The organism is Methanolobus vulcani (assembly GCF_006546655.1).
Taxonomy (GTDB): Archaea; Halobacteriota; Methanosarcinia; order Methanosarcinales; family Methanosarcinaceae; genus Methanolobus; species Methanolobus vulcani_A.
The window spans coordinates 34,276-57,972 of the sequence record NZ_VIAQ01000019.1 but is presented as its reverse complement, the minus strand read 5'-3'; the positions used below and the strand labels follow the sequence as shown (position 1 = coordinate 57,972).

Here is a 23,697-nt window from a genome sequence, read left to right as displayed (position 1 = left end):
ATATGAAACCGGCAAAGCGCTCAGAATGATTTTGCTTATTTATATTCCTTTAAGAGAAGTTCGTCACTGGCAAATATACTTTTTCATTGAAACAATATTAAAATATCATTTTTGCAATGATTTTTCATTGGCAAAGTCAAAATAGCATTTCATCTATTATGCTACTTTATAGTTATTAAATCACTATAAATCTCATTTAAAAAACCATATATAGAAGGAAAATTCATGTCATCCAGTCGTTTTATAATTACTGTTATTGGTGTTGATAAAGTTGGTATCGTTGCGGGAATCACGCAGACTATGGCGCAATACAACGTTAATATAGTTGATATCAGCCAGACTATTATGGATGATCTGTTCACCATGATTATGCTAGCGCAAACCACAGAAGAGAACTTCGACCTGTCAGCTTTCCATCAGGCAATGTCAGAAAAAGGTACTGTTCTTGGTGTGGAAGTTAAGGTACAGCATGAAGATGCTTTCCGTTTTATGCACAGGATCTGAGGTGCCAGCATGCTCATTCATCCCGAAGAGATACTTGAAACAATAAAAATGGTGAGTAGCGAGAACCTTGACATAAGGACAGTCACCATGGGTATAAGCCTTCGCGGCTGCAGTCATCCTGATATAGATACATTCAACGAGAATGTTTACAATCGGATAATGTATTATGCAAAAGATCTGGTAAAGGTCACCAATGAAATCCAGAACCTTTACGGAATTCCTATAATTAACAAGCGTATTTCCGTAACTCCGATAGCCATAGTTGCAGAAAGCTGTGATGCCACAGACTTCACATCAGTTGCCCAAACTCTTGACAGGGCAGCTGAAGATGCAGGCGTTGATTTCATCGGAGGTTTTAGTGCACTTGTCCAGAAAGGCATGACTCCTGGCGACCTTAATCTTATTAATTCAATTCCTCGTGCTCTTGCGACTACTAATAAGGTATGTTCTTCAGTTAATGTGGCAACCACTAAAGCAGGCATCAATATGGATGCTGTTTCCCTGATGGGAAAAATTGTCAAAGAAACTGCGGAGCTGACAAAGGACAATGCTGGAATAGGTTGCGCCAAACTTGTTGTATTTGCTAATGCACCGGAAGATAATCCATTCATGGCGGGTGCTTTCCATGGCGTTGGTGAGCCGGATTGTGTTATCAATGTTGGTGTGAGTGGTCCGGGGGTTGTTAATTCAGCAGTACGTGCTCTTAAAGACCCTACATTGGGTGACATTTCAGAGTGTATCAAAAAGACAGCTTTCAAGATTACCAGAATGGGCGAGATGGTAGGACGTGAAGCTGCCAGCAGGTTCAATGTCCAGTTTGGTGTGCTTGATCTTTCTCTTGCCCCTACTCCTGCTATAGGTGACAGTGTTGCCGCAATCCTTGAGGCAATGGGCCTGGAAAGCTGCGGTACACATGGTACAACTGCCGCACTTGCACTCTTAAATGATGCTGTCAAGAAAGGTGGGTCAATGGCATCTTCATCGGTCGGAGGTCTTAGCGGTGCTTTCATACCTGTCAGTGAGGATGAAGGAATGATCAGAGCTGTTCAGCGAGGCTCTCTTTCATTGGACAAACTGGAGGCCATGACAAGTGTGTGTTCTGTTGGTCTTGACATGATAGCAGTTCCGGGAGACACTTCATCTTCTACCATATCCGCTATAATCGCCGATGAAATGGCTATCGGTATGATTAACAGGAAAACAACTGCTGTAAGGGTTATACCGGCTCCAGGCACAAAGGTTGGCGATATGATAGAATTCGGAGGTCTGCTTGGAAGTGCACCGGTAATGCCAGTGCACAATTTCAGTTCCGAACAGTTCATTTCCAGAGGTGGCCGCATTCCTGCGCCAATACAATCACTGACCAACTAATACTAATCGCCCGTTATTTCTTAATAAAAAGAAATGGAATGATCAAATGATAATAACTCTCATTGGCATGCCGGGTGCAGGTAAAAGTTCTGCAGGACAGAAACTTGCTTCTTTGCTTGGTTATGAGTTCATCGACACGGATAAATTGGTTATTGATGATTCAGGGAAAGATCTCCAGGATATAGTTAATGATTTTGGGGATCTGGCCTTGCTGGAAGCCGAGGAGCAAAGTATCATCAACATGAAGTTGAATGATAATTGTATCATTGCCACGGGTGGAAGTGTCGTCTACTCGGAAAAAGCAATGAAATTCCTGAAAGAGCACTCAGTTATTGTTTATCTGGATGTTCCTTTTGGAACAATTGTTTACCGTCTGTCAAATCTTGCAACCCGTGGAGTTGTGGGTCTAAGAGAAAAAGGCCTTCGCGGTCTTTATGAAGAGAGGACAGGGCTTTACACGTCTTTCGCTGACCACACTATAACCGTTTCCAGGAACGATAAAGTGATGAACGTTGCAAAAAAGATAATGAGTGAAGTTATGCCTGAGTCAGAGTCCTGATGAACTATCTCAGTTATCCAGAATGTTCCACCATATTTTCACGCGCCTCGATCGGGCATCATAAATGTAATTTCCATTTTCTTTTTTGAGTTTCTTTTCCAGATATTGTTCCAGTATCTTCTTTTGATCATTATTTTTAAGTGAAAAATGGCTTGAAAGGTTATCAACTGCTTCATCAAGTGTTGCATATGTCTCAGTTCTTCCAAGTGTGAATGTCTCCATATTGGGATAAATTCCCATTTGGTAGAGTACATTGTAAAGAACATCGCACTTTGGTGTGATATAATACTCAGTACCATGTAATTTAGGCCATATCTCAATTGAATGTTCATCCCATGATGTGTTTCCGGCAAACCAATAGAGATAGATGTATCCTGAAGCCACTGCAAGCATGTCCTCGATAGCCTTGCGTATATCCGGCATTCCCAGTGAGAATGATGCAATTATTACATCATATGGTCCATCAAGGTCTTTTTCAATATCGATGTCTTCCCATTTCTTTCTGATAATGCTGATATTGCCCCTGCTATAATCTGCCATGTTGTCTTCCAGAACTTCTATCATGCCGTTTGAAGGCTCAACAGCAGTAACATGTTTCACTTTTTCCGAAATAGGGATTGCAAGTGTTCCGGGCCCGGCACCAATGTCAAGAACTCTGGATTCAGGAGTGATATTAAGACCACTGATGACATCGCGTGCTCTTTGCTGGTTGTTTCTTAGTGACATTTCCCAGAACTGTTTGGCGCTTTCTTTTTCTTCCCATATTGAAGCACACTCTTTCTTGTTCCCGCATTCCAGATGTTTTTTCATTTGTTCTATCCAGACATCGCTCCAATCCACATCAATAACCATTTTTATCCTCTTCTTTTGTTTTTGACAGGTTCTGTTATTTAATCGTTAAATGTGATGTCAAACCGGTATAACAACTGAAATATCCTGATAGTTCTCTATTGTTACTGGAACGCCATAGACTTCCCTGATAATGTCAGGTGTTATATCTTCCATACTTCCTGCAGCAAATATGGTTCCATTCTTCAGGAACAGGAACTTGTCGGAGTACCTGAAAGCCAGATTCAGATCATGCATCGTCATAATTGCTGAGACATTTTCTTTTCTTACAACCTCTCTTACAGTATCAAGTATCTCAAGCTGGTTCTTCAGGTCAAGGCTGCTTGTGGGTTCATCCAGCAACAGAAGTTTAGGATTCTGTGCAATTGCTCTTGCAATGCCGATTTTCTGAAGTTCTCCTCCACTCATTTCATCGATGTAACGCAGTGCCATGTCTTCAAGGCTTAGTTTTTTGATAGTATCTTCTACTATCATTACATCTTCTGTTGTAATGTTCCATTTGATATGTGGCATTCTTCCAAGCAGGATCGCGTCAAAGGCTGTGAGTCTTGCAGGTTCGCAGCGCTGTGGGACATAACCTAGTCTTCTGGCAATTTCTATCTGTTCCAGTTTGAGGACATCCTCGTCTTCAATAAGTACAGTTCCTCTTTTTGGCTTGAGGATCGCGTTCATACATTTGAGAAGTGTGGTTTTCCCCACACCATTAGGCCCGAGGATTGAAAGTATTTCATTCCTCTTAAGTTCAAATTTAATATTCTTCAGTACTTCCTTGCTTTTGTACTGAAACTCCACTCCGTCTACTTCTAGAATCATATTCTTCTTCCTCCCAGTATCAGGTAAATGAATGTGGGTGCGCCCAAAAATGATGTAAGCACTGCAACAGGCAACTGGTATGGGTCTATCAAAACTCTTGCAGCCGTGTCAGCGCAGAGCAAAAGCAGAGAGCCCATAATCATGCTGCCTATTATCAGAAAACGATGATCATCACCTATTATTCTGCGAGCCATGTGCGGGCAGATAAGTCCGACAAAACCGATGACTCCGAGAAATGCAACTATGATGGCTGTCACAAGAGATGCACACATCATCCCCCGCAAACGTACTTTTTCCACGTTTACTCCCAGTCCTTTTGCAGTTTCATCTCCTGCATCAATGGCGTTGTATTTCCATCGTTCCAGCAGGAAATAGATTACAGTGCATAGTGTGATGCCAGTTATAAGTGCCAGTTCACTCCAGCTTGCTCTTGACACGTCACCAAATGTCCAGAAAACCATTGATGCAAGTTGCACATCGTCTGCAAAATACTGGAGGAACATCGTGCCTGCTGAGAATAGTGATCCCATTGCAACACCCACAAGTATCATCACTTCTGGAGTTACTCCCCTAAATCTTGAAAATGCAAGTATGATGGCTGTTACGGCAAGCGCAAAAGCAAATGCAACGACTGTTGTGGTATATGGGTTACTGATGACAACTGCATCACCCACAGTGCTATGGGTGGAACCTGTTCCAAGAACCATGACTGCAAAAGCAGCGCCAAAGGCAGCAGCGTTTGAGATGCCAAGGGTGAAAGGTGAACCCAGGGGGTTCCTGAGTATTGACTGCATGACCACGCCGGACACTGCAAGTCCTGCTCCGGCAACAATGGCAGTGAGTACCTGGGGCAGGCGTATGTTCCATATGATGCTGTCCCATCTGACTGAAACGGTGTGTCCTGTAAGTGTCTGCACAACTTCCATTGGTGGTATATCAACAGAACCTATTGATATTGAAAATATCAGCATCACAAAGAGAAGCACAAGTCCTGACAGAATGTATGTGTATTTCCTGCTGGTATGCTCCTTGTATTGACGGCTGATATCACCTTCATTTCCTGTTGATTTATTCAGCATTTTCACCATTTTTTCACCCTTGACTGCTTTTTTCATAGTTTGCTGATCTTTTCACTTTCACTGAAAACTCATACATCCAGTCTGGTAAATGCCGGAGTTCCAAAGGCGTTGATCATCTTGTCAGCTACTTCTTCCCCAAGTTCTTCATCACCGTCACATACGAGGAATGTGTATATCTCAGCAGTCTTGTCCTCAATGTCCACGTCTTCGAAATTTTCAGGATAGAGTAACTTTCCTGCGTAGTATGAATCTGCAAGTACTGATCCAAAGTTCTGGGTGTACCAGTTGTATGGAAGCATTCCGTATACGTTTCCGGAACTGACAGCCTGAAGCTGCTGGTATGAGTCATCGTTCTGTAACTGGTAAACGGCACTGTTCTCATCTTCTGATTGCATGGTTGAAAGGTCAACAAACAGGATTTCAGGATCCCACTCGATTATCTTTTCCTTGGCAACTTCAGCGGTGCTCAGGTCCATATCGTCATAAGCTACGTTCAGTGCATTGGTGAAGAAGAATGGAGGATATGTTGGTTCGGTGGATTGGAGTCCGTGTGGTCCTGCTCTTGCAATTCCGCCAACATAACATGATGTTTTTTCGTCATCTGATACATCAGAGGTTCGCTCGTTAATGTCTGCAATTGTTTCATCAAAGAATTCAATAACTTCTTCTGCACGTTCTTCCTTATCCATAACTTCTCCGTATATCCTGAGTGCCTGATACATGTCTTCCCTGCTGTCCACCATGTTTCCATAATTGACTACTACTACAGGGATTCCTGTTTTTTCCTGAAGTTCTACAGGGTCATAGCCGGATGCTGAGTAGGTTTTGAGAATCACATCAGGTTGAGGTTCAAGTGCCAGTATCTTTTCAGGATCATCATTTCCCCTGAATTCACCAAAAACAGTGTAATCAGTTGCAAATTGTGGATTTGCAAGTGCATAAGGTCTTGCATCGTAAAGGTTTTCCCTGGCTTCGATACTGTCAACTGCAATGATCTTGTCTTCGGATTCAAGGTATGTCAGAAGACGAAGTGATCCGGCACCAGAGCAGATTACATTTTCAATAGTGTCAGGTATTTCAACTTCTCTGCCCATTGCATCGGTAATTGTTACAGTATCAGTTGATGTTGTGCTTTCTTCCTGATTGGTAATGCTCTGTGAAGTAGAACTATCTGTACATCCTGATACGAATGCTGAAATGCAAAGTATCATTACAAGTAGTATTGTTGTTTTGAATCTTATATTTGTCATAAGGCTTCCACCATATTTCTTACTTTTTGACCTGTAATGACAAGTTAGTATTAAAATATTACTATTTTTTAATACGATATCATATAGACAACTTTTTATCTCATAACCGTATTTGTCATCCCATCCACGTAACACAAAATATAAAGAAAATCATATTTGTTGTAACTTTATTAATATAAACAGCACACCAGTTTATTGCGGTTTATTATTTTAGGGGGTCAACTTTGGAATAAAAATGAATGTTGCATTGTTTGATTTTCTTGTCAGGAGATATATTATATGAAAAAAATAGTACAAATTACGCTTATATTGTCGGTTCTAATGACCATGCTCATTGTTCCGGTAAGTGCAGATGATGTAACTTACACTATTCGAAGTACTGTATATGACAATACAGATCCTTCAATAGCAACAGGAGATTTCTATTGGGATGCAAATACCTTTTCAGGGTTTTTGTATATGATAAAACCTGGACTTTCCAGTGAACTTCTTTATCTTCACAACAGTGTGAACTCTTCTGAGACAATTCAGCTTGGAGATACCATTGAAGAAGGTGACCTTTACTACATAAGCAAACCACAGATGAAAAAGACAAAGATAGCCGGTTCAGATGATGGTGGCACATTCATGGTCGATGATGTTGACCTTGAAAAATATTATCTTATGGGTTTCTTCGGTCCCAAGTATGTTGCAATGCCTGAAGATCCTTCAGACCCTTCACAGGGATGCAAGCCTGACAAGATCGCTAAGATCATGTTGGAAAGTGATGACAAGAAAAACCTGGCCTCTGGTGAGGTGTGGGAACTTGCAGGTGGCTGGACACTGGTTATAGACCAGGTAGATGTTGAGGGAGAAAAAGTCTGGGTACATCTAAACTATAATGGTGAGGAAATTGATAGTGGAGTGATAAGTTCCTCTGCGAATTTGACCAACATGGAAAAGACCTATCTCTACAAAGACAGTGATGATTATCCGGTATTCTATTGTACTGTTGAATCTGTCTTCAGAGGCACTGATACAGACTTTGCAGTTTTCAAATATGTATTCCTCCGTGGGGATATTACAACTATTGAAAGCGATGACACCTATGGCATTTTTGATGTTGAAGGGTTTGAAGTTCCTGTTCTTATGAATGACACTAATTACGCAGGTGCTGCAGGAAGTACAGTTCTTCATACAGGCGATGACGCTGTTGTACTTTCCAGCAATAAAGCAGTAACCTTGAGTGCTGATAAAAAAATAGATCTGTATGGCGGACTTTACCTTAAAACAGAAGATACTAGTGGAACTTGTCTGAAAATGACTCTCTGGAAGACCTGCACAATAAAAAGCACAGTTCCAACCGCAGAATCGGAAACGGTCGAAGAAGAAGTTGTTGTAGTTGATATGGGTGAAGACAAAGTAACAGAAGAATCCAGTTCAGTAAGCAGTACTATAAATGAGGAAACCACAGAGGTGGATCTGGAAGAAGATGTTCCGGATGTTGAAAGTTCTGTCAGTGCACCAGGATTTGAGCTGGTATTCGGAGTTTTGGGATTTTTCTGTGCAGTTCTTGTAAGAAGGAATTAAACTAAAGTATGATTTAAGGCAACAGGATATTTCTAAAATGTCCTGTTTTCTTTTCATTTTTCACTGATTTTATGTGTACTTATTATTTTCTGTAATAATTATTCTGTGTAATAATTATTTTGTATGCTAATTATTTGTGTTCAATGTCTATACTCCCCGGTAATAATTACATCGATTATCAGAAATACTAAATACAATTGTCTCTCTTATTATTTAGGCCAAAATGGTCAAGGAGTAATACAGGAGATTAAGAAATATGCTATGGGGATTTTCAGTACTTAAAGATGAGCAGATGAAAGCCATTACAGAACTTGAAGAGAAAACAGGTGTAACTCTGCTTGCATTTTCAGGTATCAAAATTAGTAATGCTGAGTTGACAAAGGAAGGCCTTGAGGAGATCCAGAAACTGGAAAAGGAACTTGGACTTTCCCTTGTTGCTGTGAATGTAGGGTAATATTATCTTTTTTTATTTTTTACAGTTTAAGGGTGTATGTTTTGCTCTTAAATGCAATTAAAACTTGTTGTATACTTTATATGTTAATTTTCAATATTTCCTAAAACATTCTATGTTTTTCTACATATTATTAAATATTATTACAGTGTATGCGGTATATTTCAAATTCAATATTCTGAATTTATAGAATGAATGTGTCCGGGATCTATATGCTTTCAGGTGAAAATCTATCCGTGAAAAAAGCTTCGATTGCAGCATTAGTTATTTTTATCTTAATCTTTTCCGGAGTTGTCTCTGCAACTGTAACTACTGAAAGTGAAATTATGAATGGTTCTGAACTTTCAGAAGATATGGATGTTTATATCAATGAAAGCACTTTTCAAGGTTTCATCTACCATCTTAGGCTCTATAACGTTTCAAATAGTTCTCAATCAGGAATAACTGAAAACCATTCACATAGGAGCAATTCCAGTTACACTGAATCCTTTTTGAGTAATGATAGTATTATTGAAATTGATGGAAATATTGAGTTTAATATGAGCTATCAAATAAGTTCAAACATTGACGAGATTGAAGCTGGAAATAAATCTCCTTTCCTGGACATGAATAATGAAAAAAGCACTGCATTAAAATCCGAATCATCATGTCAGAATACTCGTCCTTATACGGAAATTAAAATCCAAATGATAAATGGCCCAAGTGTACTTGATGGAAATGGAAATAGAGTATTTCCTGATGATGCTGAAGTAACTAATGCAACGATGATAGTTTATTATGAAGCTGATTATCCTCTCCTGGGTGAAATGACTTATCCTGCGGTTACTGTGGCTCCTTATGAGTATGTTTCATGTTTCCAGCATTTTTGCACCGGCAGAAAATTGGTGAATGCTGAAAAAGTAACATATAAAGAACTATAATGAATGACTAGTTTATTTTGCAGATTCGGTACTAAATTTATTTAAGTCATTATCTTCAATTGAAGAATATATAATTTTATTTGTAATATTTTCGATAATGCCGGGAAAATAATTGGTAATATACTATTTTACATTCAAGGGAAGTTTAATGAAATGGCCAACATAAATAAAGACCAGTTCTTCTCAATTTCAAGGTCAGTTCTAATGGTCATTTTGTTGATTATCATTCTGGTTCCAATGGCTTCTTCTTTACAAAATGAGGATTTGGCTATCAGGGTAGGTGTTTATGATAATCCTCCAAAAGTCTATTTAGATGAGAATGGAGACTGGAAAGGTTTTTTTCCCGAGATTATAGAACTGGTTGCTCAGAACGAAAGCTGGAATATTGAATATGTTTATGGGGACTGGAATACATGTCTTGATCGTCTGGAGTCCGGAGATATCGATGTCATGGTTGACGTTGCTTATTCTGAACACCGGGCAGAAATATATGATTTCAATAATGAAACGGTGTTCAACAATTGGGGTGTTGTTTATACTATTCCTGGTAGGACGATTGCAAGCCTTACTGACCTTGATGGAAAAACAGTTGCGGTGATGAATGGTAGTATTCATGCCGATGGAGAAAGGGGGATCAAGGCTCTTGCCGAAGAATTTGATATAAATTGCACGTTTGTAGAAGTTAATTCATATGAAGATGTATTCGTTTCTATTGATTCCAAATCAGTTGATGCCGGTGCTGTGAACAGACTTTTCGCAGAGAGTGAAAAAAATAAATTTGATGTGGAACGGACAAATATTATTTTTAATCCTATAGAACTAAGATTTGCTTTCCATAAGAATGCTACAATAAATCCTATTCTTATAGAAGGAATTGACAGAAACCTCCATGAAATGAAGGAGGATAAAAACTCACAATATTATTCTTTAATCGACAAATATCTATTAGCAGAAAATGATCAGCAGGAGGTCATAATTCCTGGATGGGTGCTTCCAACTTTCGGATTTGCGGTATTTGTCATAGTTGCTCTTTTTCTTGTAAGTATCACATTTAAGTGGCAGGTAAATAGGAAAACTGAAGATCTCAAAATGGTTAACCGGAATCTTGAAGCTGAAATCGAAAAACACAAGAATACCGAAAGCAAACTCAGGGAAAGCGAGAGTCGATTCAAAATAATTGCATCTAATACTCCTGACTATATTGTGATGCATGATAAAGAACTTAAATATCTATTTGTTGTCAATTCTCCGCTTGGCCTGCCGGAAGAGGAAATGATTGGAAAGTCAGACTATTCTTTTTTGTCTGAAGAAGTAGCCGACAAACTTACAAGAATCAAAGAAGAAGTGTTATCTACAGGCAAACCTCAGCATTTTGAATCTGCTTTAACTTCTAAGGATGGCAATACAGAGTTCTTTGAAGGAACCTATGTTCCAAGATACGATAAGGATGATAAAATTGATGGAGTTATTGGATATTTCAGAAATAATAACAAAACGTAAAAAAGCAGAGGATGAATTACGTGAATATCGTGACCATCTTGAAAAGATAGTAGAAGAACGTACGGCAGATCTCCAGGCCAGTCAACAGGAGTTGGTTAGTATTGTTGAGAACCTTAATAATACATCAGAAGAACTCAAAAAAGCTAACATCCGTTTACAGGAACTTGATCGCCTGAAATCAATGTTTATAGCCACTACATCTCATGAGTTGCGTACGCCACTTAATTCTATTATTGGATTTTCCAGTGTTCTTCTTGAAGGTTGGTCCGGGGAATTGAACCCAGAGCAAAAAGAACAACTCCAGATCGTCTTTTCCTCCGGAAAACATCTTCTGTCACTTATAAATGACGTAATTGACATATCAAAGATTGAAGCTGGAAAACTGGAAGTCTACAACGAGGAATTCAATCTGGGGGAAGTAATAGATGAGGCAGTCTCTCTCATTAAAGCGGATGCTGAAGAAAAAGGCCTTGAGCTAAATGTAGATATCCCGGATATTACTATTTATTCTGATCGCAGACGTTTGCTACAGTGCATTATAAACCTGCTTTCAAATTCAGTGAAATACTCGGAAAAAGGCAGTGTTGCACTTGAAGTAAGACTAAATGACAATTATGTTGACATTTCTATCATTGATACGGGTATTGGCATTAAAGAAGATGACTTATCTAAACTCTTTATACCTTTTATAAGACTGGAATCTCATCTTACTGATTCAACATCTGGCACTGGCTTGGGGCTGTATCTCACAGAAAAACTTGTGCGCGAAGTCCTCAATGGAAGTATTGATGTAATCAGCAAATACGGGGAAGGCAGTACATTCACTTTACACATCCCAATAAATGAGGTGGAACTGATATGAGCAGAGTTCTTGTTGTCGAAGATAATCCAAATAACATGAAACTGATAGACATGGTTTAAAAAAGGCATGGGTATGAGACTATTGGAGCTGTAACTGGTGAGGAAGGAGTTGAAAAAGCCGGCACAGGAAACCCAGATATGATTTTGATGGACATTATGCTTCCTGATATAGATGGGCTTGAAACTACCAGACGTATACGTAAAATAGAATCAATGCAAAAAATTCCTATCATTGCTATCACATCTTATGCGATGGCAGGGGATCGTGAAAAGATCATAGATGCAGGGTGTAATGGTTATTTCGAAAAACCCATCAATCCCCTGACAATAATGACGGATATCGAAAAAATAATTGAAAGGATGCAACCATGAAAGTGCTTGTAGTTGATGATAATATAAATGCCAGAAAGTTGCTTGCAAAAATACTGGTATCGAATGGTTATGAAGCATTTGAGGTGACTGATGGCAATGAAGCGCTGGAGTTTTTAAAAGATACAAAGCCAGGTTTAATTATATCAGATATTATGATGCCGAATATGGATGGTTTCACACTGATAAAGGAAGTAAAGAGTAATCCTGATACTAAAGATATTCCTTTTGTATTTTATACTGCACATTATGTGAGCGAGCAAGATCATTTGCTTGCAACATCCCTCGGTGCTTCACGTTTTATTGTTAAACCCGCTGAACCACATGAATTATTGCATGAGGTACAAAATGTTCTTGATGAATATGCGGCTGGTTTAATCAAGCCAGAAGAGAAAATCATTGGGACTGATGAAGAATATTATAAACAATACAGTGAAAGGGTTGTCAGGAAGCTTGAGGATAAATACGGCGAACTTGAAAAGACTACCAATTTCTTAAATGCTGTACTTGAAAATATGTGTGATTGTGTTGTTGTAGTTGATCCTCAACTTAACGTGACTTATTATAATCATAAAGTTTCAGAGGCAATGGGTTGTGACATAGAATCCGGGAAAAAATTACCTGATTTTATGAGTCGTCATGTGATTAATGCAAAATCAAATTCTGAAAATGTTTTTGAAACCAGATTAATCAAGAAAGATAAGACTGTCATTTATCTGGAAGGTACTATTTCTGTTAATATTAATGAAGGAGGGGATTCTACAGGATATACTCTGGTATTCAGGGATGTTACTAAACGTAAACAAGCTGAAAAGGAGCTGTTGAATACTAAATTAGAAGCAGAATCCCTTAGCAGGGCAAAATCGGAATTCCTCGATAATATGAGCCATGAATTGCGTACTCCTCTTACTGCTATTATAGGATTTTCAGATGTTTTGTGTACAGGAATGTCCGGGGACCTCAATGAGAAACAACTTGGGTATGCAAATCATATTGCAAAAAGTGGCAAACATCTTCTTGAAGTTATAAATGATATTCTCAATGTCTCTAAATTAGAAACATGCAGAATGGAACTTGAATGTGAGATTTTCTCTATTATGGAAGTATTAGATGATGTTTTTGCAATATTCTCTCCAATGGCACAAGGCAAAAATATTGATCTTCGACTTGATAGTGATATCCAGGTGGATGAAATCTATGGTGACAGGCTGAAATTTAAACTGGTCATGTCTAATCTTCTGAGCAATGCAATAAAATTTACACCTAATAATGGTAAGGTTTTAGTTACTGCAGAAAAGAACGATGATAAGCTCCATGTTTCTGTATCTGATTCCGGAATAGGGATACCTGAACATAAGCTGAAACAAATATTTGACCCGTTCATCCAGGCAGATTCATCAAATGCAAGAACATATGGCGGCACCGGTCTGGGACTCACTCTGGTAAAGTGGTTTGTTGAACTGCATAACGGAACTATCCATGTTGAGAGTGAAGAAGGAGCAGGAAGTACTTTTGCATTTACAATTGAAGATCAGGGTTTTGTGGATAGATGAAGCAATATATGGGAGATGCGGATGAATTAATCGAAAAAGAGCTGGGGAGGGGGAACGGAAATCATGTGGAACATGTCCGTAAAGTTTGCGAACTTGTCCGCAAGTATGGCATGAAGTTAAAGATCAACACTACAGTCACCAAGATGAACTACTCTGAAGATATGAAACCGTTCATATCATCCGTGTGTCCGGAAAGGTGGAAGGTCTTCCAGATGCTTCATATGAAAGGCCAGAATGATGATGCATTGGATCTTCTTCTTAACCAGGAAGAATTTGATATCTTCAAGAATATAAACGATGGAATTGTATTCAAAAATGGTACCTCACCTGTCTTTGAATCTGTTGAAGATATGCTGGAATCATATTTCATCATAGGTCCGGATGGTGATATTCTTCTAAGTAAAGGCAATCAGCGCTCAACAATTCCTTTTGAATCGCTTCATCATATGGAGCTTGCAGATCTGGTTGATGTAGACAAGTACAATGGAAGGAGAGCTGTCTATGGCTGGAACTAAACCAGTCGTCTCTTTTTCAGATTCCTCTCTCATCACGTGATCTTCCTACTAGTGAATAAGCTTGGCAGGGCGGACCGCCAATAACGAGGTCAAGAGACTTTCCATCCAATATATCATCAATCTCAGAGAAGATAAAAGGTAAAGAATCTTCACTTATCTCTGAATTGATCACTGAACTTATCAATGATTCTGGAACCGAATCATACAATTCTGATCTGCTTATTTTTCCATAGAGATAATCGCTATAGATGTCGAGTTTGCCATGTTTTTTAAGCCAGTGATACGCAGCCCTTGTTTTTAAAGTATAACAAGCTGCAGCATCCATTTCAACATGTGCAACTGGAGAGTAACCTGCCCTGATAAATCCTTCTGACAAACCGCCTGCACCAGCGAATAAATCAAGGAATGTAAGAGGTTTACTCATTTAAACTAATCTCCATATTATATAATCATCTAAATTAAATATAAAGAGACTGCTGCAACTTTAATTTAACTTTTAGACATGATTTCCTGGATAGTATAAATAACTAATTAGCGCAAATGAGATCTTAAAATCATATCTCAACATGAAGGATGAGTGGTGTAGTGCTTAAATGATAGATAAAAATCTAAGAATAGATTAATTTGAATCTCTCTACAAAAAAGCACATCAAAATTAGGAGTATAAAAAAATTTTGAGTGCTCCGATGGGGATTCGAACCCCAGTCGCAGGAGTGAGAGTCCTGCATGATTGGCCGTGCTACACTATCGGAGCAATCTGCTTTGCTTGTCAGCACCTTTGAAAGTCACTCAAAGCATATTAATCTTTCGTTTGGGTAAAAGGGGTGTATGCTTGCGATTTATGCAAACATACTGTAAGGAGTGGTCTGTTCTTCTTCCTCGGAAACTACCTTCTCATATGCGTCAAGAAGGTCCTGCATTGTGATGCTTTCTCCGCGTCTTCTGAGGACAAACATTCCTGCTTCCTTTGTGATAATCTTAATATCTGCACCACTGAGGCCATCTGTCATCTTTGCAAGCTTCTCATAGTCCACATCCTCGGCCATGTTCATCTTGCGGCTGTGGATCTTGAAAATCTCAAGACGTCCTTTCTCATCAGGGAGTGGAACCTCAATAACACGGTCAAATCTTCCCGGACGAAGCAGTGCAGGGTCAAGAAGATCTATTCTGTTGGTTGCGGCAATGACCTTCACGTTTCTGGTTGCATCAAAACCATCCATCTCAGCAAGAAGCTGAAGCATGGTACGGTTTACTTCAGCAGAACCGGTGGTACCGTCGTGTGTACGCATGCCACCCACTGCATCTATCTCATCAATGAAAAGGATGGATGGGGACTTGTCGCGAGCCATCTGGAACACATCCTTTACAAGGCGTGCGCCCTCTCCGACAAACTTCTGCACAAGGTCAGAACCTGACATCCTGATGAATGTGGCATTTGCTCTTGAGGCAACCGCCTTTGCGATAAGAGTCTTACCCGTTCCCGGCGCACCGTACATCAGCACACCAGTTGGAGGCTCAATTCCTATCTTCTCGAAGAGTTCCGGCTCTACAAGTGGAAGCTCGACAGATTCGATAACCTCTTTCAGAACATCATCCAGGCCGCCTATCATGTCATAGTCGACTCCTGGGGAGTTGATAAGCTCCATAACCTGGGCGCGTACGTCCGCAGCCCTGGAGATTATAGATATAATAGAGAATGCGGCATTGACGCAAACTCTCATACCTGCCTCAACATTAATGTTGGCTGGTACTCTGGTCACAACTTCCTGGTTGTTCCCATGCTGCCTGATAAGTGCCGTTCCGTTGTCAACTTCCATGACTGTAGCGATGAAAAGTGGTGGGGTTGTGAGCTGCTCTATCTGTCTTTTGAGCTTGCTTGTTTCTTCAAGGTAATTGTTTGCCAGCATACTTGCTTCAAGCAACTTTGCCCGCATGTTTTCGTTATTGACTTTGAGTAATTCTATTTCATGGAGTAGGGACTCCACATCATTTTCGTCAAGAGAATTGGACTCTATCTGAGTCTTTATTTTTGAACTAATATTGTCAATTGGTGATTCAGCACTACTATTTGACATAGGGGCTTACTATGGGTATCATTGGATATAAAGGCGACCGCACCAATGCATTCTGCTTTTGTTCGCAGCATCTTTATTTTTGTACCGGTGCTCTATGTAACTAAAACGTCCTTTTTTTTACGATTCACAAAAAACTGCTTTTGTGTTCTCTTATGTTTTTATTTAGGTGAAAAAGCATTAATATTGCTTTTTTTATGGTAAAACAAGCTTAAAATCAGTGTTTATTTTTCCAATACACATTATTACTGCTTAATTCGACAAAAAACGAAATATTTATCTATTATCATTGCAGTTGTTGTAGTGTAGATAAGTTGTGTGACTTATCTTCGGTCTGTATTAAGTGTTTTAATTTTAAAATAAAGCTTTAATATTGCTTTGATTATTCTTAAAACAAATCCCGACTCATTATTAGAGCAAATATTTATATATTATTAATACCATGTAAGTATTGTGAAGCACAGAGAAACAATGTGTTCCTGATGTATTCACACGATAACGGATCAAGATTAATGAGCAACACCATGAGTCTGAGGGGATAAATGGTTTTGTGAATCCATCAATATCTGAGGGGATGAATGGATCCGCAAAGAGGCAAAAAGGATGAAGGTTCGGCTTGAGATCATCAACGACGATGGCACTAACAAAGCAAGCGCCGAGTTCGAGTTTGCTGACAGGCGACGCCTGCTGGCATTCTTGGATCTATATGCAGACGAGACTAAAAATATTTCCGAACCTTCGTCCAATTCATCTTATCCGATGCAGAATGCATCAATTCCTACTACTAATTCTCAGGAAAGTATTGCTGAACAGACTCCATATCAACCACAATTTGTTCAGCAGCAATCTCCTATGATTTCCCAACAGCCAGCACAGCAGGCAAATATGTCTCAGCAGTATCAGCAACAGTATTCACAGTTGCCAGTACAGCAGACACAGATTCCTGCGCAGAATGTGCTGCCACAAACACAACAGCCCAGGCAGGCTTATGTACCGCAGCCGGTGCATAGTTCAGTTCCAAACACAATAACTGATTATCAATTACCGCCGCAATATATACAACCCAACACTCTACCTCCTGTGGGGGTACAGCAATACGGGTATGGACAGCCGACACCACCACTGTCATCTACGGTCCGCCAGACAATGAATCCTATCCACCAGATGATGTCGGCTGTACCTCCTATTGAAGCTCCTGCACAGGTTATGCGCCAGGCAGCACCGCAGCGCAAGGTTCCTTCACTTCATAACAGGATGAATGACACTTCACTAACCATCAATGAACGTCTGGAACTCTTCCTGAAATATGAGTACCCAAGAATCTGGTTCTCATCACAGGACATACAGAAGCAGTATGAGCGCATTTACGGTGAAATAAAACAGAGTACAGTGTCCACCTATCTTTCCCGTATGTTCCGCAAGAATATTCTTGCACGCAGAGGAAACAGGACACAGCGCGAATATCGCTACATTGCAGACGAGATTGAACCGGAATCTGATATGAGCATTGACCAGATGGCTTCAATGCCTCAGGATTACAGGTTCCAGTACTAACTTTTCTATTTTCAGAGAATTTCAGTTTTGCTATTCATATTGTTTTACGACTAGCGGGGTGTAGGGGTAGAGAAAGCCCATGAATTTAGTTGTGGGATGAATCGTACCCCACCTCTTCGTTAATCTTATTCTATCATAACCTTTTTAAGCTAATTGAATACATTAATGTCTAATGCGTAAAACATACAAGTTCCGTATCTATCCTAACAAACCACAACAAAAACAGATGGAGCGTAGCTTGGAGATATGCAGACAAGTATATAATCGTACATTAGCAGAACGAAAAACCGCCTATGAGGAAAGAGGGGAAATACTCTCAAAATACACTCTTAACAAACTGCTTCCTGAATGGAAAAAAGAGAATCCCGAATACAAAGAAGTATTCTCTCAAACCCTTCAAGAAGTACAGGAAAGAGTAGATCTTGCATTCAAACACTTTTTCAGACGTGTAAGGAACGGAGAAAAACCTGGATACCCTCGATTCAAAGGCAAAGGTTGGTATGATAGTTTCACATATCCGCAGATGGGTTTTAAACTCGAAGATAACGTTTTGTATCTCTCTAAAATCGGAAATGTTCGTGTAAAAGTACATCGGGAAATTGAAGGCGATATTAAAAGAATCATCGTTAGACGCTCCGCATGTAAAAAATGGTACGTTTCCATAACAACAGAATGTGAGGATATAGAAATTCCAGAGCGTAGTATGGAACATGTTGTAGGTATTGATATGGGATTGTCCAGTTTCGCAACTCTATCTGACGGAACATCAATATCCAACCCTCGCTTTTTCCGTCTGGAAGAAAAAGAACTCGCAAAGGCTCAAAGAAAGTTATCCAAAACCACAAAGGGCTCCCTTGAACGTAAAAAAGCTATTCGAGTGGTACAGAGAGTTCATGAAAGAATCGCAAATAAGCGATATGATTTCATTCATCAATTAAGCAGACAATTGGTAGATGAGTATTCTTTCATCGCTTTTGAGGATTTGAACATCAAGAACATGCTTAAAAATCATTGTCTCGCAAAAAGCATATCAGATGCCGCATGGAATATGGTAATCTCTGCAACAAAGTACAAGGCTGAAAGTGCTGGTTCTTTAGTTGCATTGGTTAATCCTGCGAACACTTCTAAAATGTGCTCAAGGTGTGGTCTGTTAGTGGAAAAAACATTAGCAGATAGAACACACAAATGTAATAGCTGTGGTCTGGTGTTAGACCGTGACCACAATGCGGCTATCAACATTCTCAGATTGGGATTGCAATCTGTCGGTATCAAATCCGTAGAAGCCCACGGTCTTTAGACGTGGGAGCAGTCACTGTCACTTATTTAACAGACCTTTAACATACAGATTCCCATGCGTTCGCCACAGGATCTTTCACAACTGGGTTCACTACTTGTATTCTTTGGATTTTTCCTTGTTTTTGCCGGTGCAATAGTTTCTTCTTTCAGCAGCAGTGGTAATTTTGGTGGTCTTGTTATGATCGGTCCGATCCCAATTGCATTCGGCTCATCTCCAGAGATTACTACATCCTTACTCTGGGCAGGTGTCCTGATAGCTGTGATCTATCTGCTGGCAAGGAGGAGATTGTGATGCTTGGGACCATTCTGATACTATTGGGAATGCTGATGATAATTGCAGGTTTTGTATTACTTTTTATTTCAGGTGTATCTAGCTCTCAAAATGATGAAATAAGAGATGAATACTCATTAAATTCAGATTCATCTTATTATGGCTCTTCAAATGGTGAGGCTAGTAATGGGTCAGTTTCTGATAAAACAGAGGTAAGGGGTAGCGGCCTTATCATGATAGGTCCGATTCCAATCATAATCGGTTCAGACAATAAAAGTGCTCAGACACTGATGATACTGGCAATTGTGCTAATGGTGTTGTATTTCCTGATATTCGCCCGATGATTGCACAACATCCTTGTGAATCGTGTGGTGAGGCAGTGATATTGTTAACCCGTTTTATTCTATTTTCTGATGTGAAATGCGCATGCGCTTCACCTGTGAATACGTTTATAGGCTTTCGGCTCAATACACATAGTGATGCGTCCTTTCAAACTAGTTTCTGAATACAGTCCGAAGGGTGATCAGCCCAAGGCAATTGCCCGGCTAACTGAAGGTATGCTGGCAGGAAAGAAACACCAGACATTGCTCGGCGTGACAGGTTCGGGAAAGACCTTCACAGTAGCCAATGTTATAGAGAACGTGCAGAAACCAACTCTTGTGATTGCACACAACAAAACCCTTGCTGCACAGCTATTTTCAGAGTTCAGGGAGTTTTTTCCGGATAACGCCGTTGAGTATTTTGTCAGTTATTATGATTACTACCAGCCTGAGGCTTACCTGCCTATTACTGATACTTACATCGAAAAGGATGCGTCAATTAACGAAGAGATAGACAGGCTGAGACTTTCGGCAACCAAATCTTTGCTGGAACGCAAAGACGTAATTGTGGTTTCCAGTGTTTCCTGTATCTACAACCTTGGTTCTCCTGATGAATGGAGAGCTATGTCTGTGATGCTGACTCCCGGAATGGAGATTGACAGGCCAGCTTTCCTTGAGTCTTTGATCAATATACAATATGAAAGGAACGATGTTGCTTTCACTCAGGGTATTTTCCGGTTGCGTGGGGATACAATTGAGATATTCCCTGCGCAGGAGAAGGAAGGAATAAGAATCGAGCTTTTTGGTGATGAGATTGACAGGATCGCTTATTTTGATACTCTTACCGGAAAAGCGCTGGATGAAGTGCTTCCTGGGGAGACTATCGGTATCTATCCTGCCAAACACTTCGTTATGCCGGAAGAGTACATTGACAAGGCTCTGGGTACAATTGAGGCTGAACTTTATGACAGGCTGGCTGTGCTGAGGTCGGAGAATCGTTTGCTTGAAGCTCAGAGACTGGAACAGAGAACCAAGTTTGACATGGAGATGATTCGTGAGCTTGGTTATTGCAGTGGTATTGAGAATTACTCCCGGCATTTTGACGGCCGCCGTCCCGGCGAGCCTCCATCATCTTTGCTTAATTTCTTCCCCGATGATTATCTTCTGGTCATTGACGAATCACATGTGACCATCCCGCAGATTCGTGGAATGCATAACGGCGACAGGGCAAGGAAGCAGTCACTGGTGGAGTATGGTTTCAGGTTACCTTCTGCTCTTGATAACAGGCCGCTGCGTTATGATGAGTTTGAGAGACGGCTTGACAATGTGATCTATGTTTCTGCCACACCTGCGGAGTATGAGATTGAGAAGAGTAAGGCTGTGGTGGAGCAGATTATTCGCCCGACTGGTCTTGTTGATCCTGAAATTACTGTCAGGCCGGTTGAGAATCAGGTGGATGACCTTATTGGTGAGATTCGCAAGGTTACTGCAAAGGGATTCAGGACTCTGGTGACGACTTTGACAAAGAGGATGTCCGAGGACTTGACGGAATATTTGCTGGAGCTTGGTATCAGGGTGCGCTATATGCATTCGGATATTGACACACTTGAGCGTGCAGAGATTGTCAGGGATTTGAGAAAAGGCGAGTTCGATGTGCTTATCGGAATTAACCTGCTGCGTGAGGGTCTTGATATTCCGGAAGTTGCTTTTGTTGCTATACTGGATGCTGATAAGGAGGGTTTCCTGCGTTCTGAGCGCTCGCTTATCCAGACTATCGGACGTGCTTCGAGAAACTCGGAAGGACGTGTCATTCTGTATGCTGATAATATGACCGGTTCTATGGAGCGCGCTATTAATGAAACTGAAAGACGCCGCAAGCTCCAGATGGAATTCAACGAAGAACATGGCATTACTCCAACCACAATTCGCAAGGCTTTGCAGAAGGAGCTTGTTGAGGGCGAGAAATACAAACCTGCTTCAGGTGTCCTGGCAATTGCCGAGGATGCATCGGCACGTGAGATTAAAGATATCATCATCGACCTTGAAGCTGATATGCACCTTGCTGCCAAGAATCTTGAATTTGAGAGGGCGGCAGAACTTCGAGACAGGATAAAGGAACTCAGGGAAGAGTATTCCCTGTGATGACTTCTATAATCTGAATTGGTTACCTTGCATTGCGTCTCATGCGCCTTATGCCGCGTCTTCTTTTACGGTCATCAGGGCCTGAGTATCTTATGTTTTTGCCGGTGTGGTGAAGGAATACGTCATCAAGGGTCGGTTTTCTCAGGCTGACGGATTCTATGTGAAGGTTCAGGTCGGTGCTGATCTTCATGAGTTCCGGTATGGTTCTTTCACCGTCGGTGGCGGTTATGCGGATGGATGTGCCGGTGGTGGTTATTTCATTTGTGTCGGGGTTGTTATTGTTATTGTTATGACTCTTGCGATTTTTGTAGTGTTCAACCATTTTTGCGGCTTCATCTTCGCTGCTGAAGGTGAGGGTTATGATATCTCCACCTAATTCTGCTTTGAGTTCTGCTGGAGTGCCTTCGGCGATTATCTCGCCGTGGTCGATGATGGCAATACGGTTGCAGAGCACGTCAGCTTCTTCCATGTAGTGGGTGGTGAGGATCATAGTGATGTTCTTTTCCTGGTTGAGCTTCTTGATGTATTCCCAGATATGGTTCCTTGTCTGGGGATCAAGTCCAAGGGTGGGTTCGTCAAGGAAGAGTACATTTGGATGGTGCATGAGTCCTCTTGCTATTTCGAGCCTGCGCATCATTCCGCCGGAATACTTCTGCACCACCTCGTCAGCCCAGTCGCTGAGCTCTACGAGTTTGAGCACTTCATCGATGCGCTCATGGCGCTCGTTCTTCCCGAGTCCGTAGAGCCTTCCGTGAATGTCGAGGTTCTCGCGTCCGGTGAGTTTCTGGTCGAGGGTGGTGCCCTGGAACACGACTCCTATGGACATGCGCACTTCTGTTGGTTCGCTCCTGATGTCATGTCCCCAGACTCGAGCTGTTCCTTCAGTTGGCCTGAGCATTGTGGCGAGCATCCCTATGAGTGTTGATTTCCCTGCTCCGTTGGGTCCAAGCAAGCCGAATAGCTCTCCTTTTTTAACCGTAATGTTGATGCCTTTTACAGCTTTTACCTGCTCGTAATGTTTGCTTATCCCTTCAGTGCGGATCGCTTCGTCTGAGTGTTCCTGTTCCATCCGATATTAGTGAATGACTTCTGTCTTTAAATATAATTCCTGATTAGATTCATTATCAGGCGAAAAGATTATATTGGAAAAAGCACTGTATTGGGTGTCCAAACTGCGCTGGTGGTTTAGTGGCTATGACTGAGGCCTTCCAAGCCTTAAACCCGGGTTCGAATCCCGGTCGGCGCACTCAACTTTTTTTTATGAAATTAAGTTTGTTAGAAGACTTTGTTTTCTTTTGTTTTTAGGGCAGGGATGCAGGAAGTTTATATCAAATGGCTCTGGGGAGATTCATTAAAGAAAAGACCTAGGCTAATAATTACCTAGAATTTGATCCGAACTGGTGAGGAAAGGATATCTTTCATGTGTCCCAGAATTGATTACGTAACTTATTCAAAATTGAATACTCAAAAATAGAAACGTGTTAAAAAATAGACATCATTAATATTCAATATTAATAAAAAAGTAAAAAAGTAGTTTTAGATTAAAAATTCTGCTTCTTTTCGTTCGCTTGAAATTGCAATTTCACCATTTTGTTCTTCATAGTTCTGAACGCATTCGGTTAAATCAACCAATAATTTCTTCGCAGCTTCAAAAGTAAGGATGACTAATCCATCACTGTGAAACACCCATTTATCTTCAACTCTAAACTTTTCGTTGAACAATTCAATTCTAAAGTCGGAGTCGGTATGTGTAACTAGCACGTTGGTTGCATATTTTTTAGTGAATAAAGGTGTTCTAGCAACTGTTATTTTGTCTTTTACCTTCTTTTCGACAACAGGTGCAAGTTCTTCACTTTCATCAGGTCTCATCGATTCCATA

Annotated in this window: 23 protein-coding genes, 2 tRNA genes and 1 pseudogene; 17 read left to right on the top strand and 9 right to left on the bottom strand. The window is 40.5% G+C overall.

The window, feature by feature from the left end; all coding sequences use genetic code 11:
- Positions 1-225 precede the first annotated feature (225 nt).
- From FKV42_RS11625 to FKV42_RS11615, 3 genes are read left to right on the top strand one after another with little or no spacing between them, the layout of a single operon-like run.
- Positions 226-504, top strand: coding sequence for an ACT domain-containing protein (locus tag FKV42_RS11625; protein WP_154810459.1), 279 nt, complete (start codon positions 226-228; stop codon positions 502-504).
- 9 nt (positions 505-513) lie between these two features.
- A complete protein-coding gene (locus FKV42_RS11620) occupies positions 514-1,875 on the top strand; it encodes a PFL family protein (protein ID WP_154810458.1) in 1,362 nt (453 codons plus the stop codon).
- 46 nt (positions 1,876-1,921) lie between these two features.
- A complete protein-coding gene (locus FKV42_RS11615; protein WP_154810457.1) occupies positions 1,922-2,434 on the top strand; it encodes a shikimate kinase in 513 nt (170 codons plus the stop codon).
- A gap of 9 nt (positions 2,435-2,443) precedes the next feature.
- Here the strand turns inward: FKV42_RS11615 and FKV42_RS11610 are convergent, their stop codons facing one another.
- Genes FKV42_RS11610 through FKV42_RS11595 form a run of 4 tightly spaced genes read right to left on the bottom strand, consistent with a single transcriptional unit; the run spans position 2,444 to position 6,425 of the window.
- The gene (locus FKV42_RS11610) at positions 2,444-3,286 is read right to left on the bottom strand and encodes a class I SAM-dependent methyltransferase (RefSeq protein ID WP_154810456.1); all 843 of its coding nucleotides are present in this window, start codon (positions 3,284-3,286) and stop codon (positions 2,444-2,446) included.
- A 57-nt stretch (positions 3,287-3,343) separates the two neighbouring features.
- On the bottom strand, positions 3,344-4,096 hold the full coding sequence (locus FKV42_RS11605) for an ABC transporter ATP-binding protein (protein WP_154810455.1): 753 nt from the start codon (positions 4,094-4,096) through the stop codon (positions 3,344-3,346).
- Positions 4,093-5,184, bottom strand: a complete 1,092-nt coding sequence (locus FKV42_RS11600; RefSeq protein WP_230375678.1) for a FecCD family ABC transporter permease — start codon at positions 5,182-5,184, stop codon at positions 4,093-4,095. Before FKV42_RS11600 ends, FKV42_RS11605 begins: the two co-directional genes overlap by 4 nt.
- 59 nt (positions 5,185-5,243) lie before the next feature.
- Positions 5,244-6,425: an iron ABC transporter substrate-binding protein gene (locus FKV42_RS11595; protein WP_154810454.1), complete on the bottom strand. Its 1,182-nt coding sequence runs from the start codon at positions 6,423-6,425 to the stop codon at positions 5,244-5,246.
- A gap of 279 nt (positions 6,426-6,704) precedes the next feature.
- Here FKV42_RS11595 and FKV42_RS11590 point away from each other — a divergent pair, with 279 nt between their 5' ends.
- The 8 genes and pseudogenes from FKV42_RS11590 to FKV42_RS11555 all read left to right on the top strand — a co-directional run bounded on the left by FKV42_RS11590 (position 6,705) and on the right by FKV42_RS11555 (position 14,163).
- On the top strand, positions 6,705-7,994 hold the full coding sequence (locus FKV42_RS11590) for an S-layer protein domain-containing protein (protein WP_154810453.1): 1,290 nt from the start codon (positions 6,705-6,707) through the stop codon (positions 7,992-7,994).
- Positions 7,995-8,250: 256 nt separating this feature from the next.
- Complete coding sequence (locus FKV42_RS11585; RefSeq protein WP_154810452.1) at positions 8,251-8,448, top strand: hypothetical protein; 198 nt, start codon at positions 8,251-8,253, stop codon at positions 8,446-8,448.
- A 209-nt stretch (positions 8,449-8,657) separates the two neighbouring features.
- On the top strand, positions 8,658-9,365 hold the full coding sequence (locus FKV42_RS11580; protein ID WP_154810451.1) for a hypothetical protein: 708 nt from the start codon (positions 8,658-8,660) through the stop codon (positions 9,363-9,365).
- Between the two features lie 153 nt (positions 9,366-9,518).
- Positions 9,519-10,865: a transporter substrate-binding domain-containing protein gene (locus tag FKV42_RS11575; RefSeq protein WP_154810450.1), complete on the top strand. Its 1,347-nt coding sequence runs from the start codon at positions 9,519-9,521 to the stop codon at positions 10,863-10,865.
- Complete coding sequence (locus FKV42_RS11570; protein ID WP_196214127.1) at positions 10,825-11,727, top strand: sensor histidine kinase; 903 nt, start codon at positions 10,825-10,827, stop codon at positions 11,725-11,727. The genes FKV42_RS11575 and FKV42_RS11570 overlap by 41 nt, the downstream gene beginning before the upstream one ends.
- 77 nt (positions 11,728-11,804) lie before the next feature.
- Positions 11,805-12,098, top strand: a pseudogene (locus tag FKV42_RS11565) (response regulator); the annotation flags it as partial.
- A complete protein-coding gene (locus FKV42_RS11560) occupies positions 12,095-13,648 on the top strand; it encodes a hybrid sensor histidine kinase/response regulator (protein WP_154810448.1) in 1,554 nt (517 codons plus the stop codon). The pseudogene FKV42_RS11565 and the gene FKV42_RS11560, both read left to right, overlap by 4 nt.
- On the top strand, positions 13,645-14,163 hold the full coding sequence (locus tag FKV42_RS11555) for a hypothetical protein (RefSeq protein ID WP_154810447.1): 519 nt from the start codon (positions 13,645-13,647) through the stop codon (positions 14,161-14,163). The genes FKV42_RS11560 and FKV42_RS11555 overlap by 4 nt, the downstream gene beginning before the upstream one ends.
- Before the next feature lie 16 nt (positions 14,164-14,179).
- Here the strand turns inward: FKV42_RS11555 and FKV42_RS11550 are convergent, their stop codons facing one another.
- The 3 genes from FKV42_RS11550 to FKV42_RS11540 form a co-directional block, all read right to left on the bottom strand.
- Positions 14,180-14,587, bottom strand: coding sequence for a DNA cytosine methyltransferase (locus FKV42_RS11550; RefSeq protein WP_154810446.1), 408 nt, complete (start codon positions 14,585-14,587; stop codon positions 14,180-14,182).
- Positions 14,588-14,842: 255 nt separating this feature from the next.
- Positions 14,843-14,917: transfer RNA gene (locus tag FKV42_RS11545), tRNA-Glu, on the bottom strand.
- Positions 14,918-15,002: 85 nt separating this feature from the next.
- Complete coding sequence (locus FKV42_RS11540; RefSeq protein WP_154810445.1) at positions 15,003-16,238, bottom strand: proteasome-activating nucleotidase; 1,236 nt, start codon at positions 16,236-16,238, stop codon at positions 15,003-15,005.
- A gap of 600 nt (positions 16,239-16,838) precedes the next feature.
- Between FKV42_RS11540 and FKV42_RS11535 the strand changes: the two genes are divergently transcribed.
- From FKV42_RS11535 to uvrB, 5 genes are all read left to right on the top strand, one after another.
- The gene (locus tag FKV42_RS11535; protein WP_154810444.1) at positions 16,839-17,789 is read left to right on the top strand and encodes a hypothetical protein; all 951 of its coding nucleotides are present in this window, start codon (positions 16,839-16,841) and stop codon (positions 17,787-17,789) included.
- 172 nt (positions 17,790-17,961) lie between these two features.
- Positions 17,962-19,086, top strand: a complete 1,125-nt coding sequence (locus FKV42_RS11530; RefSeq protein WP_154810443.1) for an RNA-guided endonuclease InsQ/TnpB family protein — start codon at positions 17,962-17,964, stop codon at positions 19,084-19,086.
- A 54-nt stretch (positions 19,087-19,140) separates the two neighbouring features.
- The gene (locus FKV42_RS11525) at positions 19,141-19,377 is read left to right on the top strand and encodes a TIGR00304 family membrane protein (protein ID WP_154810442.1); all 237 of its coding nucleotides are present in this window, start codon (positions 19,141-19,143) and stop codon (positions 19,375-19,377) included.
- A complete protein-coding gene (locus FKV42_RS11520) occupies positions 19,377-19,700 on the top strand; it encodes a TIGR00304 family membrane protein (RefSeq protein WP_154810441.1) in 324 nt (107 codons plus the stop codon). Before FKV42_RS11525 ends, FKV42_RS11520 begins: the two co-directional genes overlap by 1 nt.
- 135 nt (positions 19,701-19,835) lie before the next feature.
- Entirely contained in the window at positions 19,836-21,818 is a 1,983-nt protein-coding gene (gene uvrB / locus FKV42_RS11515) for an excinuclease ABC subunit UvrB (protein ID WP_230375675.1), read from the top strand.
- A 22-nt stretch (positions 21,819-21,840) separates the two neighbouring features.
- On the opposite strand, the gene FKV42_RS11510 is transcribed toward uvrB, so the two are convergent.
- The gene (locus FKV42_RS11510) at positions 21,841-22,887 is read right to left on the bottom strand and encodes an ATP-binding cassette domain-containing protein (RefSeq protein WP_154810438.1); all 1,047 of its coding nucleotides are present in this window, start codon (positions 22,885-22,887) and stop codon (positions 21,841-21,843) included.
- A gap of 105 nt (positions 22,888-22,992) precedes the next feature.
- Between FKV42_RS11510 and FKV42_RS11505 the strand changes: the two genes are divergently transcribed.
- A tRNA-Gly gene (locus tag FKV42_RS11505) sits at positions 22,993-23,064 on the top strand.
- 290 nt (positions 23,065-23,354) lie between these two features.
- Here the strand turns inward: FKV42_RS11505 and FKV42_RS11500 are convergent.
- A complete protein-coding gene (locus FKV42_RS11500) occupies positions 23,355-23,696 on the bottom strand; it encodes a DUF3467 domain-containing protein (protein WP_230375673.1) in 342 nt (113 codons plus the stop codon).
- Position 23,697 lies beyond the last annotated feature (1 nt).

What these genes read in the sequence shown, in the direction of transcription:
- FKV42_RS11625 (WP_154810459.1), top strand. Translation starts at nt 226, where the DNA reads ATGTCATCCAGTCGTTTTATAATTACTGTTATTGGTGTTGATAAAGTT.
- FKV42_RS11620 (WP_154810458.1), top strand. Translation starts at nt 514, where the DNA reads ATGCTCATTCATCCCGAAGAGATACTTGAAACAATAAAAATGGTGAGT.
- FKV42_RS11615 (WP_154810457.1), top strand. Translation starts at nt 1,922, where the DNA reads ATGATAATAACTCTCATTGGCATGCCGGGTGCAGGTAAAAGTTCTGCA.
- FKV42_RS11610 (WP_154810456.1), bottom strand. Translation starts at nt 3,286, where the DNA reads ATGGTTATTGATGTGGATTGGAGCGATGTCTGGATAGAACAAATGAAA.
- FKV42_RS11605 (WP_154810455.1), bottom strand. Translation starts at nt 4,096, where the DNA reads ATGATTCTAGAAGTAGACGGAGTGGAGTTTCAGTACAAAAGCAAGGAA.
- FKV42_RS11600 (WP_230375678.1), bottom strand. Translation starts at nt 5,184, where the DNA reads ATGGTGAAAATGCTGAATAAATCAACAGGAAATGAAGGTGATATCAGC.
- FKV42_RS11595 (WP_154810454.1), bottom strand. Translation starts at nt 6,425, where the DNA reads ATGACAAATATAAGATTCAAAACAACAATACTACTTGTAATGATACTT.
- FKV42_RS11590 (WP_154810453.1), top strand. Translation starts at nt 6,705, where the DNA reads ATGAAAAAAATAGTACAAATTACGCTTATATTGTCGGTTCTAATGACC.
- FKV42_RS11585 (WP_154810452.1), top strand. Translation starts at nt 8,251, where the DNA reads ATGCTATGGGGATTTTCAGTACTTAAAGATGAGCAGATGAAAGCCATT.
- FKV42_RS11580 (WP_154810451.1), top strand. Translation starts at nt 8,658, where the DNA reads ATGCTTTCAGGTGAAAATCTATCCGTGAAAAAAGCTTCGATTGCAGCA.
- FKV42_RS11575 (WP_154810450.1), top strand. Translation starts at nt 9,519, where the DNA reads ATGGCCAACATAAATAAAGACCAGTTCTTCTCAATTTCAAGGTCAGTT.
- FKV42_RS11570 (WP_196214127.1), top strand. Translation starts at nt 10,825, where the DNA reads ATGGAGTTATTGGATATTTCAGAAATAATAACAAAACGTAAAAAAGCA.
- FKV42_RS11560 (WP_154810448.1), top strand. Translation starts at nt 12,095, where the DNA reads ATGAAAGTGCTTGTAGTTGATGATAATATAAATGCCAGAAAGTTGCTT.
- FKV42_RS11555 (WP_154810447.1), top strand. Translation starts at nt 13,645, where the DNA reads ATGAAGCAATATATGGGAGATGCGGATGAATTAATCGAAAAAGAGCTG.
- FKV42_RS11550 (WP_154810446.1), bottom strand. Translation starts at nt 14,587, where the DNA reads ATGAGTAAACCTCTTACATTCCTTGATTTATTCGCTGGTGCAGGCGGT.
- FKV42_RS11540 (WP_154810445.1), bottom strand. Translation starts at nt 16,238, where the DNA reads ATGTCAAATAGTAGTGCTGAATCACCAATTGACAATATTAGTTCAAAA.
- FKV42_RS11535 (WP_154810444.1), top strand. Translation starts at nt 16,839, where the DNA reads ATGAAGGTTCGGCTTGAGATCATCAACGACGATGGCACTAACAAAGCA.
- FKV42_RS11530 (WP_154810443.1), top strand. Translation starts at nt 17,962, where the DNA reads ATGCGTAAAACATACAAGTTCCGTATCTATCCTAACAAACCACAACAA.
- FKV42_RS11525 (WP_154810442.1), top strand. Translation starts at nt 19,141, where the DNA reads ATGCGTTCGCCACAGGATCTTTCACAACTGGGTTCACTACTTGTATTC.
- FKV42_RS11520 (WP_154810441.1), top strand. Translation starts at nt 19,377, where the DNA reads ATGCTTGGGACCATTCTGATACTATTGGGAATGCTGATGATAATTGCA.
- uvrB (WP_230375675.1), top strand. Translation starts at nt 19,836, where the DNA reads ATGCGTCCTTTCAAACTAGTTTCTGAATACAGTCCGAAGGGTGATCAG.
- FKV42_RS11510 (WP_154810438.1), bottom strand. Translation starts at nt 22,887, where the DNA reads ATGGAACAGGAACACTCAGACGAAGCGATCCGCACTGAAGGGATAAGC.
- FKV42_RS11500 (WP_230375673.1), bottom strand. Translation starts at nt 23,696, where the DNA reads ATGGAATCGATGAGACCTGATGAAAGTGAAGAACTTGCACCTGTTGTC.